Raw genomic sequence first — 14,896 nt, 5'->3', positions numbered from 1 at the left:
CCCCCTGCTATGCGATCATCCCGTAGGAATCATAAATTGGCATGATGATGGAAATAATAACGAAGAAGATGATGATCGCCAGAATTACGATCATGATCGGCTCCATCAGCGCGACCATCTTCTGCGTCGCGTTGTCCGCTTCCGTATCGTAATAATCTGAGATCGAATTCAGCACTTCCTCCAGTGATCCGGATTCCTCACCGACATACATCATCGAGTTCAGCAAGGGATCGAACGCTTCGGAAGCTTCAATCGAGCGGGAGAGCATCTCGCCCCGCCGCACCCGTTCGCAGATCCAGTTCACCTTTTCGGTAAAGTAGCTGTTGTTTAAGACGTCGCCGGAAACCTGCAGCGAATCGATGACGGAAATCCCGCTGGAATACAGCGAGGAAAACGTCCGTGCAAACCGCGAGGTCGCGACGATCCGGTTCAGCGTTCCAAACACCGGGAATTTCACTTTTATCTCATCGAAGCCCCGGCGGATTGCCGGCACTTTCAAGGCCATCCGGAAACCGAGGATCGCAACCAGCACACCCAACAACAGAAACGGCCAGTACGCGACGATGAAGTTGCTCATGGAGATCAGCAGCAGCGTATTCCACGGCAGCTCCATATCTCCGACCATGCTCAAAAAGCTCGGCACCACAGAAGTCATCAGCGCGAGAATGACGGCAACGGTCACCACCAGCAGCATAATCGGATAGATTAAAGCAGAGGTGACCTTGTTGCGCAGCTTATATTCTTTATCGTAATGTCCCGCCATGCGCTCCATGACGGAATCCAGCGTACCGTTCATCTCCCCGGCCTGCACCAGATAGATCAACAGCGGCGGAAACGCCTGCTGGCATTGCTTCATCGCCAGCGTCAGCGAGGAGCCCTTGCGGACTTCCTCGACCAGCTGGGCATACAGCTTCTTCATTTTCTTCTTATCGCTTTTCTGCCGCAGCATTTCCAAAGCGTTGACTAATGGAATCCCGGAGCTTAACATCGCCGACAGCTGCTTGCACATCAGAGAAAGCTCCTGGTTTTTCGGTTTCACTGCCTGGTTTTCCCATTGCGCCTTGCGGTGCGCGTTCAAGCAGTACAGGCCTTCGTTATTTAAAAGCGAGTAGAGATGCACGACGTCCTCCGCCCGCTTCTCACCCCGTACTTTTTTACCTTCGTTGTTCACCGCCGTATAAAGATAGGATTCCATTCGCTACACATCCTTCGTTTCGGTTAGATCATTTTTATTATTATATCATTTTTAAGGATGTCTGCCCAGAATTCAGCCGTAAACTTCCAACAATTTTAAAGGAGAGAGAGACTATGCGCATTGATTTCAATTGGATTCAGGAGCTTCAACAGAAAAACATCGAGCTGCAGCGCCGGGTGACGATGGCTCCGTACACTTCGTTTCACATCGGCGGCCCGGCGGAGTTAGTGGCGCTGCCCGACACCGCGGACAAACTGCGTGCCTGCATAGAGCTCGCCCGCCGTGCGAAAATTCCATACCGCGTCTTAGGCCAGGCCAGCAACGTTCTGATCGCCTCCGCCGGTTATCCCGGCATGATCATCCTGCTCAGGTCCAACTGGGCCGGACTGAGCCGGGAAGGCACACGGCTGCGGGCGGATGCCGGACTCACGATAAAACGGCTGTGCGACGGCGCGATGCAGGCGGGCTTATCCGGTTTGGAACGTTTGTATGGAATTCCCGGCAGCGTCGGCGGCGCGCTGCACAACAACAGCGGCGCTTTCGGCACAGAGCTTTCAGAGATCCTGGAATCCGCCCAGATTTTAGTCGACGGTGAAGAAAAAACCTTCACCCGCGATCAGCTGCGCTTCGGCTATCGTTCCAGCCTGCTCAACGATCAAAACCACGTGTTAGTCAGCGCCGTCTTTCGCCTGACGCCGGGCTGCCGCCAGGAAATCAAAGCGCTGATGGAAGAAACCATGGCCCACCGCACTGCCAAGCAGCCGTTGGACTACCCCAGCGCGGGCAGCGTATTCAAGCGGCCTGCCGGTCACTACGCCTCAGCCCTGATCGACCAGTGCGGACTCAAAGGCAAACAGATCGGCGGAGCCCAGGTCTCGGAAAAACATGCCGGTTTCATCATCAACCGCAATCAGGCTTCCAGCGGCGATGTAACAGCGTTGGTCGCGCACATACAAAAGGAGGTCTTCGATCAGACCTCCGTCGTTCTGGAATGTGAAATTGAAACGCTTTAACGTGTGAATTCTTCCTTGACCTGCTGCAGCAGCTGCGGATCCGAGGCCAGCTCAACCGCGCACATCGCCAGTGCGCTGGCGCCGTTTTCCAATCCGGCGCGGCCCTGCGGACTGATCGTCGCGGCCGCCATCTCGCGGGAATGACCAGTCACTTCACATCCGCAGATCTGGATATATCCGTGCAGCGCCGGACAGCGGTAGCTGACTGCACCGATATCACTGGAACCGCCCGGCACCTCGTCGACCTGCTGGATCTCGCTTAACCCCAGTTCGGCATATTGCTTTTCCAGCAAACTGCACAGCGTATAATTGATTTTATTGTCTTCATACGGACATTCGTACATGCTTGTTTTCAGAGTTGTCCCCGCCATCTGGCACGCCCCCTCGGCGCACTGCACCGCCCGCTGCGACATCGCCTTAGCGACGGCCATCGTCGGCGCGCGGAAATAGTATTCCAGCGACGCATAAGCCGGAATGACATTGGCCGCTTCCCCGCCATCCTTAACGATCCCGTGAATAAAGCTGCCCGGTTCCGTAAACTGCCGCAGCATGTTGATCGCGACAAACGTATTGACCGCGGCATCCAGTGCGCTCCGGCCTTCCTGCGGATGACAGGCGTGCGCGTTTTTGCCAAAGAATTCAAATTTCAGCGGCATCAGCGCATTGGTTCTGCCGCCCAGCCGGTTTTCCGTGCCGGGGTGGATCATCATCGCAGCGTCGAGATCGTCGAAGCAGCCCTTCTCGGCCATCCGCACCTTGCCGCCGAAGTTTTCCTCAGCCGGCGTCCCGATCACCCGGACTTCCCCGCCCAGCTGATCGATCACCGCTTTATAAGCGCCGCCCGCCAGCACGCCGATCGCCGCGATCAGATTGTGGCCGCACCCGTGGCCGACCTCCGGCAGCGCGTCGTATTCGCATAAAAACGCGATCTTGGGTCCCGGCTTTCCGGAATCATAACGGCCGATGAAGCCGGTTGGAAGCAGATAGCTGCGCTCCACCGCAAACCCCAGCTGTTCCAGCTTTTCACATAACAGCGCCATCGATTCAAATTCCTGATCACCCAGTTCAGGATGCTCATACATCGCCTTGACCAGATCCATGCCTTCGTCAAGATGCTGCTTAACCCATGCCTTGCATTGTTCTTTCATACCCATTCACCTCATGGTTAAAAATTTATCATGTTCCATCCGGTTTGTCACGTCTTTCCGCTTAAATCCGGCCGCAATTCCGGATTTCTTTTGCTTGCGTGCAGAGAAAAAGCAGGGCGCTGCTGCAAACAAACGCTCTGCTTCATTCTTATTCGACGATCTCGCCGGCCTGCGTCAGCGCCCACTTGGACACGCTCGGGCCGATCAGTTCATAAATCAGGGTCCCGCACAGGACAACTGCCCGCACAGTTTCCGCGTACTGCGGCACGACGGTCTGCGCGACGACGGTCAGACCAATCGCGACGCCGGCCTGCGGCAATAACGCCCAGCCCAGATACTTCTGCACCGGTTCGCTGGCGTGCATGATCTTCGCGCCCGCCCAAGCGCCCAAGAACTTGCCGACCACGCGCATGACGACGTAAATGATGCCGACCAAGCCGATCGAAGGCAGAATGCTCAGCTTCAGATCCGCCCCGGAAAGGACGAAGAACGCCATGAAGATCGGCGGCGTCAGCCGGTCGGCAATCGCCATGACCTTGTCGCTTTCGTTGGAAATGTTCGCAAAGACCGCGCCCATCGCCATGCATGTCAGCAGATCGGAGAAGCCGAACGTGCTGGAAACAAACAGCGCGATGAAGATAAACGCGTAGATCAGTGCCTGACGGTTATCCTCGTCATGGAAGAATTTCAGCGGGATCAGCAGGACAAAGCCCAGGACGGCGCCGCTGCCCAGCGAACCGAGAATCTCGATCACCGGATCCATCAGCTGCATCATCAGGTTGCCGCTGCCCGGGTTTTCGATCATCTGGGCGATCGCCACCGCGATGCCGAAGCCGATCAGCGCGACCGCGTCGTCCAGCGCGACGACGCTCAGCAGCGTTTCCGTCACCGGGCCCTTCGCGCGGTACTGGCGGATGACCATGATCGTGGCGGCCGGCGCGGTTGCCGCCGCGATGGCTCCCAAGACAAATGAGAACGCAGGATCAAAGCCGAAGGCAATCAGCGAGGCAATAACCAGCACGACCGCCACCATCGCTTCCAGGATCGCGATGACGATCGGCGTCATGCCGACGCGTTTGAAATAGCTGGCCTTGAATTCACTGCCGATTGAAAAGGCGATGAAGCCCAGCGCCACACTGGAAATAAAGCCGAGCTGACTGAGCGCGTCGGCGTGCACAAGATTTAAAACGGATGGACCGACGATCAGACCGCCGATCAGATAGCCGGTGACGTTCGGCATTTTGACCAGCTTCATCAGCCGGCCGAAGACCAATCCCGTCAGCAGCAGGATCGCTAAACTCATTAATTGCTGCATCGTGATTACCCCTTCTTCACAATGCCCTTAACATAGCTGACCGGCACCGTGAAGACGACGCCCGTGTTCGGCTCGTCCAGATTGCCGACGTTCTTTTCGATGATCTGCACCGCGTGTTCAACATCCTCATGATTGAGCACCATGAAGATCGTCTTGCTGTTGACCTGTGAGTTGTTTAACAGCGCCCGCAGCGAACCGAACAGATAATCGTGATCCGCTAACAGACGCGCCATCCCCGCGCTGTCGATGATCGTCGCGCTGAATTTCTTTTCGTTCGATAAGTCTTTCAGCAGCTGATCTAATTTATCAATCTGATTCATGACAAAAAATAATAATTCCATACAACGTCCCTCTTTTCTTAAAACCTGTTTTATTATAGCACCGGTTTTCCGTTTGACAAGGAATTTCCCCGCAAGAAAACCGCAGATTTGGGAATACTGGAAACGAGGTGATTTTTTTGGAAAAATCAAGCGCTTTCACCGTCGAGTTCTCCGCCGATCTGCACCGGCGGCTGCCGATTGAAGAAAGCTTTGACTGCGTCAGCACTGTCTTTGATCTCAAGCAAGGTCAGGGTGAGCTGATCTTTATCGACGGCTTCGCCAAGGACGAAGTGATGGAGAAAATCATGGAACACATGATGAAGCTGGATCCGCTGGCGGAGGCTTCCGTCAGCGGCTGGCTGGCCCGGCAGATTCCCTATCTGGAAGTGGAAGGCACAACGGATCTGGCTCAGGCCGCCGACGCCGTCTTAAGCGGAACGTTGTTATTTCTGGCTGAGGGCGCTCAGGAGGCGGTGCTGATCGACGCCCGCAGCTATCCGGTCCGCTCGATGCAGGAGCCGGAGGATGACCGCGTGCTGCGCGGTTCGCGCGACGCGTTTGTCGAAACGCTGATTTTCAATACCGCGCTCATTCGAAGGCGAATCCGGGATCCGAAGCTGATCTATGAATATGTCCAGGTCGGCAGCCGGTCCAAAACCGACGTCGTGCTGTGCTATCTGCGCGACAAGGTTGATCAGGAACTGCTTGAGAAGGTGCGGACGAAACTCAACGACACCGAGGTCGAAGGTCTGAGTCTGTCTCAGGAAAGTCTGGCGGAATGTCTGCTGCCCAGGCAATGGCTCAACCCGCTGCCGCGGATCCGCTTCACCGAACGGCCCGACACCGCCAGCGCCAGTATTCTTGAGGGCAATCTGATCGTCCTGACGGACAACACGCCTTCGGCGATGATTCTGCCGACGCATTTCTTCGATTTCTTTCAGGAAGCCAATGATTATTACTTCCCGCCGTTAATCGGAACGTATTTAAAGCTGGTGCGGATTCTGATCTTTTTCCTGACGTTGTTCTTTACCCCCTGCTGGTATCTGGCGCTGAGCTGTCCCTGGCTGCTTCCGGAAAGTCTGCATTTCATCCTGATTGAACAGACTGCGGCGATCCCTGTTTTAGCGCAGCTTTTGATCATCGAGGTGATGATCGACGGGCTGCGGCTGGCGTCGTTAAACACGCCTTCGTCTTTATCCAGCGCCTTCAGCATCCTCGGCGCGGTGATTTTAGGCGAATATGCCGTCAGCACTGGTTGGTTCAACGGCGAGGTTATTTTATACATGGCCTTTGTGGCGCTGAGCAATTACGCGCAGCCTAGTTTTGAGCTGGGCTACAGCTTTAAATTCTTCCGCATGAGCTTGTTGATTCTGATCGCTTTGCTGGGGCCATGGGGATTGTTGCTGGGAACGGCAGCGATCCTTGTGCTGATGCTGAAAACCGACACGCTTTCCGGCAACTATTGCTATCCGCTCTATCCCTACGACGGCACAAAGCTGCGTTCGCTGCTCCTGCGCAAGCCCGCAGATCACCGTCATCCCGGCCGGCCTTCCTGATTCTGTTTTTAAACTTGGCTATGAAAAGGCTGCGGCAAAGGGGTTCCCTATACCGCAGCCTCATTTTATTTGTTGATTTCGATCTTCAATGCGGAACACAGCGGTTTTAAGGCATCGGGATCGCACCAGTCGCATGCTCCCTGTTTTTCGCTTTCCAGCATCGCCCGCGCCCAGGGTTCAAGGGCAGCCGGATCTTTTTTAAGCAATGATTTTTTCAGCATCCGGCACAGCGTGCGGTCCGCAAAATTCATCCGTTGTTCATCGTAACAACCCCGGCCATAAAACAAGACCGCTTCCGGCAGACTCGCCTTCAGCCGGCTCTGCATCAGGTTCAGCCCCTCTGCGTCAGCCGGACTGGCGCCCACCGCAAACACGGCGATCGTTTTCCCTTGCAAACGCGCCCGGTGTTTTTTCAGAAAATCAACGCCGGCCACCGTTCCGGCATATACGCCGCCCATTAAAACGATCGTCTCATAGCGGTCAAAATTCCGCGGATTGAAATCTTTTGTTTCTGCGAGATCACAAGCCGTGATCGCTGCCAGCCACCCGGCGTACCGCCGCGACGCACCATACTTCGATTTAACAAGAATCAAGATCGGTTTCATCGACGTTCTCCTTCCAGGGCGTCAATGCCCGCGGTCAATTTAACGAAAAGCTTGAAGAATTGTTCTGTTTCCGCTTCGCTGAATGCGCCGAATAACATTTCCAGACGCGCTTGAAACAACGCGCCCATGGATGTGAAATATGCTTCCAGTGCCGGTGTGGGTTCGATCAGCGAAGCCCGGCTGTCCGCCGCGCTGGGATGCACGCTGACCCATCCCTTGCGCTCCAGGGCCTCCGCCAGTTTTTTTACATTCTGGCGCGAACAGCCTAACAACTTTCCCGCCTCGGTCAGCGTCAGCTCGCTATCAGACTGCCTTACGATCGTCAAAAGCATGAACTGCTTCAGCGTAATCTGCGGAATCTCCTGATCAAACACCGTTTGAAGCCGGGTGGCAGCGATCATCAGCTGGCTGAAAATGGCTTTTCGCTGATGCTGAGGCGTATCGGAAAAGCGCTGAACTAAATCCGAAATTTCCATGATTTTCTCCTTTATAGTAACTTATTACCTTTTTATTATAGTAACTAGTTACCCATTTGTCAATCGAGATCAGTTTCTCAACAAAGAAAAAGCCGCGGACATTCATTCAGAAACGCCGCGGCCTGACTTTTATTTTAGGACAGCTTCTGCTGCCCGTCCTCTCTCTTTCTGCCTATCCGGCACAAGCGGGAACACTTTTGGAATCGGAAGCCATTGAAAGCTCAAACCAGAACACTGAGCCTTGACCGACCTCGGACCGCACGCCGTATTGGGCATGATGAAGCTCCAGAATCTCCCGCACGATCGCCAACCCGATCCCGCTGCCGGCGCTGGAGCGCTTGTGCGTCTTATCAACCTTGTAATAACGATCCCAGATGTAATTCAGCTTATCCTCACTGATCCCTTCGCCATGATCCTCTACTTCCACGCGCACCCGGTTCCCGTTGACGAGCTGACGGATCACAATCCGTTTATCGTCCAGCGAGTAGTTGATCGCGTTGTTGATGAAGTTATACAAAACCTGACCCAGACGGTCCGGATCGGCGTTAACCCGCACGGATTCCGCAGGCTGAAACTGGATATCAAAGCCATCCTGCGTCATAAACTTCTCATAACGGTACAGCACAGTCTGAATCAGCTGTGTCAGATCAAAATCCTGGATGTGCAGCTCGATTTTATTCTCCTGCAGCTTCGACAGGTCCAGCAGATCGTTAACCAGATTGGACAGCCGGTGCGCTTCATCAATGATGACCTGCACGTTTTCCGGCGTATTCTCTCCCGGCAGATCGCGCATCATCTCGCCATAACCGCTGATCATCGTCAGCGGCGTGCGCAGATCGTGCGATACGTTAGCGATCAAATCCCGGCGCATCTGATCGACTTCCTTCAGCTTGCGCGTCGTGTGGTTCATCGTATCGTTGAGCTGCGTGATTTCCTTATATCCCCGGCCGGTGAAGACAATATCGTAATTGCCCTCCGCCATCTGCCGGGCGCTCTGGTTGATATTGACGATCGGCTTGACGATCTTGCGCGACATCAGATAGGCCAGCCCCAGCGAAGCGACGACCACGATCAGCGCGATATAGCCCAGCTGCGTGCGCAGCGTTTCCGTCGTCGCATTGATCGGCGAAATATGTGTATTGACCATGATGATCGTTTTAAAGTAAGAGGTATTGTCCACGATTTTAAAATAGATCAGATTCTTTGATCCATGTTTATTCGAGAGAAGCAGGTTGCCGTTAGGCAGCTCGCTGACGACCTTCTCCGACTGAATATCCAGATAGGAACCGCCGTTGGCCTGAGCCTGAGCGACGTATTCGGCAATTTCGGCATTGCTCAGATTATACAGCTGACAGCCCATCGTGTTCGTGGTCTGAATCTGCCCCAGCCCGTTGAGCACGCGGATGCACGCGTCATTTTGGCGGGCCTGCTGAGCGACGATTTCCGTAAACTTCTCGCTCTCCAGATTCGCCGCCAGCGTATTGCCGATCTTTTCTATTCCTTCAATCTTAAAGCGCTGGTAAAAACTGTCTAAGAAAACAACCTGAAACAGCCACAGCAGCGCTAACAGCGCGATCACAAATGCCAGAAGGTACTTGACGAGCTTCCACTGCAGGCTAGTTTCCGTTTTCAAAGCGATAGCCTACCCCTCTGAGCGTCGTGATGTAGCGGCTGTATTCCCGCAGATTCTTACGCAGCAGCTTGATATGCGTGTCCAGCGTCCGCTCGTCGCCGAAAAAGTCATAGCCCCAGACATTCTGAAGCAGCTTTTCCCGGGTCAGCGCGATCCCGCGGTTTTTAACAAGGTAGAACAACAAGTCGTATTCCTTCGGCGAAAGATTCAGTTTTTCATCTTTAATCTTCACGATCCGCCCGGTGAAATCGATCGTCAGATCGTTGATTTTGATCAGCTCTTTTTTCTCGCTTTGGGACGTCCGCTTCAGGATCGCGTGGATCCGCATCATCAGCTCCTTCGGTGAGAACGGCTTGACGACGTAATCGTCCACGCCCAGATCGAAGCCGTGAATCTTATCGTACTCCTCGCCCAACGCTGAAAGCAGGATAACCGGCACGTTCTCATGCGTTTTGCGGATTTCCCGGCAGGCTGAAAAGCCGTCCAGATTCGGCATCATAATATCCATGACGATCAGATCGTAATTTTCCTTCATCGCCTTGTCAACCGCTTCCAGCCCATCACAGGCCTCATCGACCGCAAAGCCTTCATATTCCGCATATTTACGGATCATCTCGCGGATTCGCTGTTCGTCGTCCACGACTAAGATTTTAACCATTCGGATACACCCCCTGATTTCTTTCTTATTCTACCCTGAAGATGTGAATACTAAGTGAAGTTTATTCCGGTTGCGTCAGCGAACTGACAAATTCCTGCCATTTTTCATTCTTCTCGATAAAGATCGCGCCCTGACGCTGCCGCTGGGAATCATAATAGGCAAGCGTCATGAATTCCTCCGAGGACAGCGGCGCTTTCTGCAGCTGCTCCGGCAAGTTTTCAGCCAGCCACTCAGACAGCCTTAAATTAAAGCTTTCATAATCCAGTTCACTCTGTTGGCGGATCTGTTCGAGCTGATTGTCATACATACTGTAAAAATCCAGAAACCGCACATGATCGGCATAGGTCTTTAAAAACTGCTGGTTGACAAACGAGCTGTAAAGCTGAAAGACGGACTGGTAGCGAAGCAAATCGACATTCTGCTCAGTGCGTTCACCGTTTTCAAACGAGATCAGCGCTAAACTCAAAAAGCAATAGGAATCCTCGGACTGGCGGCAGGCAATCTGCTTTGTTTCGTGAAGCAGATCGGAAAAACTCTGCTGCTGTTGCTCCTGCTGCAGTTGACGGGCAAGCTGATCGACCTGACTCTTGTCCAGTCCGGCTGAAGTTCCATTGGCTTCAATCCAATAAACCGACTGCGGATCAAGACCGCGGTAAAGCAGCTGATATTGATCATTAGCGCTTAATATCGCTTCCAGCGGCGGAATTTGATCCGGTGAAAAATTCACATAGAAATCAGAATACCCCTGCCCCTGATAAAACCGCACAATCATGTTGATCGAGCCTTCGGTATATTCGTTTTTAGCGTTGCTTTTGAAGATGAGCCGGATCAATTCCGGATCCTCCAGCCGCAGCTTCAGCAACGCCTCGTACTGACGCGTGCCCGCCAGCGAAGACGGCGCGATGCCGACCGCGCTGACCTCCTCGATCGGGATCTGCCGCGAAGCCTCGCGGCGGACCAGAATCCGCATCGGAAAACGAATCAGCGCTGCGATCACCACCACCGCCAGAAAGCTGATCAGCGTCTTGCGCAGACTGATGAATTCCCGCCGTGCCAGATAATCGTAAAGATGGTATAAAATCAACAGAATGCCCGCATACAGAAGCGCCGAAATCCAGTCCTTCATGCCCAGCGTATAGAAAATCGGCACAAAAGCCGCAATCCGCACCGCTTCATGCGCGGCTTCGCTGATAAAGGAAGTCTCCGCCACTTCGACCTTGCGCCGGATAAACGCCCAGCAGCCCAGCGCGGAAGCCGCCAGCGTATTGATCAGCATTATCCAGCAGCGGCTGTAGCTGAATGCCGTGTGGTTGTTGTAATCCGTCACCCGGAACGACTGACGCATGCCGGACAGACTGCTGGTCAGCTGATCGAACGCGATATATGGCAGCGTATCGGTTCTCCCTTCATCCTTCACGATCCGCATGGAGTAGGGATTGGTCAGGGTATCCGTCGCCTTCGAATTTGAGAATTCAGTCTGCGACAGCTGATCATAATTGTAAAACTGCGTCTGGAATGTATAGTGAAACCACCCTGGCAGAAGGGTCAGCACCGCGACCAGGACAAACTGCACAAAGCGGTTGCCGGTCAGCGACACCGCCAGACAGCAGAACGAATACACCATCATCATGCTTAAGCCCCACAAGATCAGAAACCGGATCACCACGCCGTTTTCAACGATCAGCTGGGGATTGCGCAGCAGCGTAATGTGCAGCATCAGAGCCGCGATCAGAACGTTGATCAGCAGGAAAAGCATCCCTCCGGCCCAGTTCGACCCGTATAAAGTTTTACGCGGGACCGGCGAGGAAAACACGAGATCACTTTTCTTCTTGCTGAAAAGAAAATCAAACAACGTCGCGCAGGTTGCGAGGGGAAGCAGAAAACAGGCCAGAAAGCTGACGATCCCTGAAATTTCGGAAAACGCGGCGACCTGCATCACCTCCGGCGCGCGGCTGAGCGAAAAACAATTGATCAGAATTCCCGCCTGATAAATGATCATCGCCACCAAAAGCAGTCCCTGAGCGCTGCGGAAATTCTGCCAGAACACTTTAAAATTAAAGACGGAGCGAATCGAACTCATAGCCGTATCCCTCCATTTCATAGATAAACACTTCTTCCAGCGACAGCGGAAGCAGATCGAGGATGATCGGCTGCTTGCTGCGAAGCACATCGGTCACCAGCTCGCGGTCGCCCTTGACGATCATCGTCGCAATCGACCCGCTTTTCTTGTAATACAGCACCTTGAGCTGACGGAATTCATCGCGGTCAAACGTCTTATCCGGCAGCGCAATCTGCACCTTAAACATCTCGGTTTTCAACGAGTCGATATCACTTTCAAACATGATCCGCCCTTCCACAAGCAGTCCCATGTGATCGCACAGATCTTCCAGCTCCCGCAGATTATGCGAGGTTAACAGCACCGTTGAATTACGCTGGGCAACGTCCTCCGACAGCACCGATTTTACCAGCGAGCGCATGACCGGATCCAGTCCGTCAAATGTTTCGTCGAAGAAAAAATAATGCGCCCGAGTCGACAACGCCAGAATCAACGCGCCCTGCCGCTTCATACCTTTGGAGAAATTCTGAATCCGCGCCTCGGTATCAAGCTTGAAATGATCGCACAGCATCTGAAACCGGTGGCGATCGAAATGCTCGTACAGACTGGCATAATAATCCGCCATCATCCGGAAGTTGTAGTTGGGAAAAAAGTACAGCTCATCCGGAATAAAAACGATTTCTTTTTTAATCTTCGCGTTGTCAAACACCGCTTCCCCATTGATCTCGGCCTTGCCTTCACTGGGCTGATACACCCCTGCCAGCATCCGCAAAAACGTCGATTTTCCCGCGCCGTTTGCGCCGACTAAACCATAGATGCTGCCCTCTTTGATCGCACAGTTCATCTGCCGGATGACAGTTTTATTCCGAAATTTCTTGCCGAGATTTTCCGCGACGATCATGCCTTCACCTGCCTGCGGCTGACGGCGGGTTTCACCCAGCGGGATTCAAACTGTTCCGCGAACAATTCCATCTGGATGCAGTCGTACCACTGGCCGCCGATTTTCTTAGCCTGATGATAACGCCCGCATTCCTCAAAACCGACTTTTTTGTAACAGGCGATCGCCGGCAGATTATACGAATAGACCTCCAGGCGGACGCTGTGACAGTTTAATAAATTCAGGCAGTAATCGCACAACAGGCCCAGCGCCTCGCTGCCGCAGCCCTGGTTGTGATAATTCCGGTCGCCGATCATGATACCCACGCTGGCCCACTGGTTAACCGGATCCCAGTTTGTGATGCCGCAGGTGCCGATCGGCTGCTTGCTGTCGCGGGCGATAATTAAGAAATCCCGTCCGCCCTGCTCCATTTGCTTTAATATCTCGATTTCCTTCTCCAAGGTGATGTTGGAAGCGGCCAGCGTCGTGCCCAGCGTCACCTCCAAATCATTGACCCAATGGACGAGCCGTTCAGCCTCCCGACTGTCCAGCGGTGATAAAATGACTTTCTCACCGATCATTTTCTTGATGTTCATCGCAATCTCCTACCTTTGCTTCTTTCATTATAGCCGAGCCGGGAAATGAAAAAAAGGCTCAATTTCTTAAGCCTTTATGACAGGATCTTATTTTTTACGAATGCTTGCCGCAGCTGCAGCTGTGACCTTCGCCCTGATCATGGTGATGCGTGCAGACCGCTTCCGGATCATCTGCGATCTGTCCTGCTGCATAGCTTTCCAGCACCGCTTCCGCGCTGCCGCTGACACCGCGGATGACCGTGATACCCTGCGCTGTCAGCGTCTGGTACGCACCCTCGCCCATACCGCCGCACAGACATACGGTTACACCATGTTCCTTTAGAAAGCCTGCCAGTTCGCCATGACCTTTGCCCTTTGTCGGCACGACAGCGCGGTTCACGAGTTTCCCGGCTTCTATGGTCGCGATCAGAAACGCCTGTGTCTTACCATAATGTCCGAAAACCTGTCCGTTCTCGTAAGGAATTGCCGCTATCTGCTTCATTTCTCCAACAGTCCTTCCAGTTTTTCAGCCGCTTTCGTCATCCATTCGCCTTCAAAATCTTCAATTCGTCCAGCGTCGCACAGGCTGGCAAACTGCGGATTGATCGGCAGCCGCGCCAGAATATCGAGTCCCTTCTCCGCTGCGACCTCGTCAAGTTTGCTGTGACCAAAGACTTCGATCCGCTTGCCGCAGTCCGGGCATTCCAGGTAACTCATGTTTTCCACGACGCCCAGCACCGGGATGTTCATCATATTCGCCATATTGACAGCTTTGGCAACAATCATGGAAACCAATTCCTGCGGTGAGGTGACGACGACGATGCCGTCTAACGGCAGCGACTGGAAGACGGTCAGCGGAACGTCGCCGGTTCCCGGCGGCATGTCGACGAACATGAAGTCGACGTCCGACCAGATCACTTCGCCATAAAACTGCTTGACCATCCCCGCTAAAATCGGTCCGCGCCAGATGACCGGCGTTTCCTCGTTGTCCAGCATCAGGTTAACAGACATGATCTGAATGCCGGTCGAGCTGACAGCCGGCAGAATTCCGTCTTCATTGCCATAGGCCATGCCATGGATCCCGAACACCTTCGGAATCGACGGGCCCGTGATATCGGCATCCATAACGGCGCTCTGATGCCCGCGCCGCTGCATCGTCGCCGCTAACAGCGAAGTGACTAACGATTTGCCGACGCCGCCCTTGCCGCTGACGACGCCGATGATCTTGCGGATCCGGCTGTGCGGATTCGGTTTTTCCAAAAAGCTCTGCGGCTCCTGCCGGCTGGCGCAGTTAGCGCTGCAGCTGCCGCAGTCGTGATTGCATGTTTCACTCATAATTTAGTCCCTCAATTCTTTTTCTCACGATTGATATTATACCATTTCTTTTTACAACAATCCAACGCTGTGCCTGAAATCTTTTGAAATGGTTTTCCTGTTTGGGTGGATTCTTATCCGGAGAAATCAAAAAG

15 protein-coding genes are annotated in these 14,896 nt (G+C 53.6%); 2 read left to right on the top strand and 13 right to left on the bottom strand.

From position 1 onward, the window contains the following. Positions 1-7 precede the first annotated feature (7 nt). Positions 8-1,195, bottom strand: coding sequence for a type II secretion system F family protein (locus DWY25_RS05570; protein ID WP_117894411.1), 1,188 nt, complete (start codon positions 1,193-1,195; stop codon positions 8-10). 113 nt (positions 1,196-1,308) lie between these two features. Between DWY25_RS05570 and murB the strand changes: the two genes are divergently transcribed. After that, complete coding sequence (gene murB, locus DWY25_RS05565; protein ID WP_181981712.1) at positions 1,309-2,208, top strand: UDP-N-acetylmuramate dehydrogenase; 900 nt, start codon at positions 1,309-1,311, stop codon at positions 2,206-2,208. Here murB and DWY25_RS05560 read toward each other — a convergent pair. The 3 genes from DWY25_RS05560 to DWY25_RS05550 form a co-directional block, all read right to left on the bottom strand. Then, complete coding sequence (locus DWY25_RS05560; RefSeq protein ID WP_244925938.1) at positions 2,205-3,356, bottom strand: M20 family metallopeptidase; 1,152 nt, start codon at positions 3,354-3,356, stop codon at positions 2,205-2,207. The genes murB and DWY25_RS05560 overlap by 4 nt on opposite strands. Before the next feature lie 148 nt (positions 3,357-3,504). Next, the gene (locus DWY25_RS05555; RefSeq protein WP_117894409.1) at positions 3,505-4,671 is read right to left on the bottom strand and encodes a cation:proton antiporter; all 1,167 of its coding nucleotides are present in this window, start codon (positions 4,669-4,671) and stop codon (positions 3,505-3,507) included. A 5-nt stretch (positions 4,672-4,676) separates the two neighbouring features. After that, positions 4,677-5,012 (bottom strand): hypothetical protein, encoded by a 336-nt coding sequence (locus DWY25_RS05550; RefSeq protein WP_006059125.1) that lies wholly within the window; start codon positions 5,010-5,012, stop codon positions 4,677-4,679. Positions 5,013-5,119: 107 nt separating this feature from the next. Between DWY25_RS05550 and DWY25_RS05545 the strand changes: the two genes are divergently transcribed. Further along, on the top strand, positions 5,120-6,547 hold the full coding sequence (locus DWY25_RS05545) for a spore germination protein (protein WP_117894408.1): 1,428 nt from the start codon (positions 5,120-5,122) through the stop codon (positions 6,545-6,547). 65 nt (positions 6,548-6,612) lie between these two features. On the opposite strand, the gene DWY25_RS05540 is transcribed toward DWY25_RS05545, so the two are convergent. From DWY25_RS05540 to DWY25_RS05500, 9 genes are all read right to left on the bottom strand, one after another. Next, on the bottom strand, positions 6,613-7,152 hold the full coding sequence (locus tag DWY25_RS05540) for a flavodoxin domain-containing protein (protein ID WP_117894407.1): 540 nt from the start codon (positions 7,150-7,152) through the stop codon (positions 6,613-6,615). Beyond that, positions 7,149-7,628, bottom strand: a complete 480-nt coding sequence (locus DWY25_RS05535; protein WP_117894406.1) for a MarR family winged helix-turn-helix transcriptional regulator — start codon at positions 7,626-7,628, stop codon at positions 7,149-7,151. Before DWY25_RS05535 ends, DWY25_RS05540 begins: the two co-directional genes overlap by 4 nt. Positions 7,629-7,800: 172 nt before the next feature. After that, complete coding sequence (locus DWY25_RS05530) at positions 7,801-9,261, bottom strand: sensor histidine kinase (RefSeq protein ID WP_117894405.1); 1,461 nt, start codon at positions 9,259-9,261, stop codon at positions 7,801-7,803. Further along, the gene (locus DWY25_RS05525) at positions 9,245-9,919 is read right to left on the bottom strand and encodes a response regulator transcription factor (protein ID WP_006059119.1); all 675 of its coding nucleotides are present in this window, start codon (positions 9,917-9,919) and stop codon (positions 9,245-9,247) included. Before DWY25_RS05525 ends, DWY25_RS05530 begins: the two co-directional genes overlap by 17 nt. Positions 9,920-9,980: 61 nt before the next feature. Then, positions 9,981-11,999, bottom strand: a complete 2,019-nt coding sequence (locus DWY25_RS05520; protein WP_117894404.1) for a hypothetical protein — start codon at positions 11,997-11,999, stop codon at positions 9,981-9,983. Beyond that, positions 11,974-12,876: an ABC transporter ATP-binding protein gene (locus DWY25_RS05515; protein ID WP_006059116.1), complete on the bottom strand. Its 903-nt coding sequence runs from the start codon at positions 12,874-12,876 to the stop codon at positions 11,974-11,976. Before DWY25_RS05515 ends, DWY25_RS05520 begins: the two co-directional genes overlap by 26 nt. Continuing rightward, complete coding sequence (locus tag DWY25_RS05510) at positions 12,873-13,448, bottom strand: GNAT family N-acetyltransferase (protein WP_117894403.1); 576 nt, start codon at positions 13,446-13,448, stop codon at positions 12,873-12,875. The genes DWY25_RS05515 and DWY25_RS05510 overlap by 4 nt, the downstream gene beginning before the upstream one ends. Positions 13,449-13,542: 94 nt before the next feature. Beyond that, positions 13,543-13,929 (bottom strand): NifB/NifX family molybdenum-iron cluster-binding protein, encoded by a 387-nt coding sequence (locus DWY25_RS05505; RefSeq protein ID WP_117894402.1) that lies wholly within the window; start codon positions 13,927-13,929, stop codon positions 13,543-13,545. Beyond that, positions 13,926-14,762: an Mrp/NBP35 family ATP-binding protein gene (locus tag DWY25_RS05500; protein WP_006059113.1), complete on the bottom strand. Its 837-nt coding sequence runs from the start codon at positions 14,760-14,762 to the stop codon at positions 13,926-13,928. Before DWY25_RS05500 ends, DWY25_RS05505 begins: the two co-directional genes overlap by 4 nt. Between the last annotated feature and the right edge of the window lie 134 nt (positions 14,763-14,896).

Source organism: Holdemania filiformis (assembly GCF_003459085.1).
GTDB lineage: Bacteria > Bacillota_I > Bacilli_A > Erysipelotrichales > Erysipelotrichaceae > Holdemania > Holdemania filiformis.
Note: the sequence above shows the minus strand (reverse complement) of the source record. Positions and strands in the feature narration are given on the sequence as shown.

Bases quoted from the DNA above. Each gene is read 5' to 3' on its own strand.
- DWY25_RS05535 (WP_117894406.1), bottom strand. From the start codon at position 7,628: ATGGAAATTTCGGATTTAGTTCAGCGCTTTTCCGATACGCCTCAGCAT.
- DWY25_RS05555 (WP_117894409.1), bottom strand. From the start codon at position 4,671: ATGCAGCAATTAATGAGTTTAGCGATCCTGCTGCTGACGGGATTGGTC.
- DWY25_RS05525 (WP_006059119.1), bottom strand. From the start codon at position 9,919: ATGGTTAAAATCTTAGTCGTGGACGACGAACAGCGAATCCGCGAGATG.
- murB (WP_181981712.1), top strand. From the start codon at position 1,309: ATGCGCATTGATTTCAATTGGATTCAGGAGCTTCAACAGAAAAACATC.
- DWY25_RS05500 (WP_006059113.1), bottom strand. From the start codon at position 14,762: ATGAGTGAAACATGCAATCACGACTGCGGCAGCTGCAGCGCTAACTGC.
- DWY25_RS05540 (WP_117894407.1), bottom strand. From the start codon at position 7,152: ATGAAACCGATCTTGATTCTTGTTAAATCGAAGTATGGTGCGTCGCGG.
- DWY25_RS05550 (WP_006059125.1), bottom strand. From the start codon at position 5,012: ATGGAATTATTATTTTTTGTCATGAATCAGATTGATAAATTAGATCAG.
- DWY25_RS05570 (WP_117894411.1), bottom strand. From the start codon at position 1,195: ATGGAATCCTATCTTTATACGGCGGTGAACAACGAAGGTAAAAAAGTA.
- DWY25_RS05520 (WP_117894404.1), bottom strand. From the start codon at position 11,999: ATGAGTTCGATTCGCTCCGTCTTTAATTTTAAAGTGTTCTGGCAGAAT.
- DWY25_RS05560 (WP_244925938.1), bottom strand. From the start codon at position 3,356: ATGAAAGAACAATGCAAGGCATGGGTTAAGCAGCATCTTGACGAAGGC.
- DWY25_RS05505 (WP_117894402.1), bottom strand. From the start codon at position 13,929: ATGAAGCAGATAGCGGCAATTCCTTACGAGAACGGACAGGTTTTCGGA.
- DWY25_RS05515 (WP_006059116.1), bottom strand. From the start codon at position 12,876: ATGATCGTCGCGGAAAATCTCGGCAAGAAATTTCGGAATAAAACTGTC.
- DWY25_RS05510 (WP_117894403.1), bottom strand. From the start codon at position 13,448: ATGAACATCAAGAAAATGATCGGTGAGAAAGTCATTTTATCACCGCTG.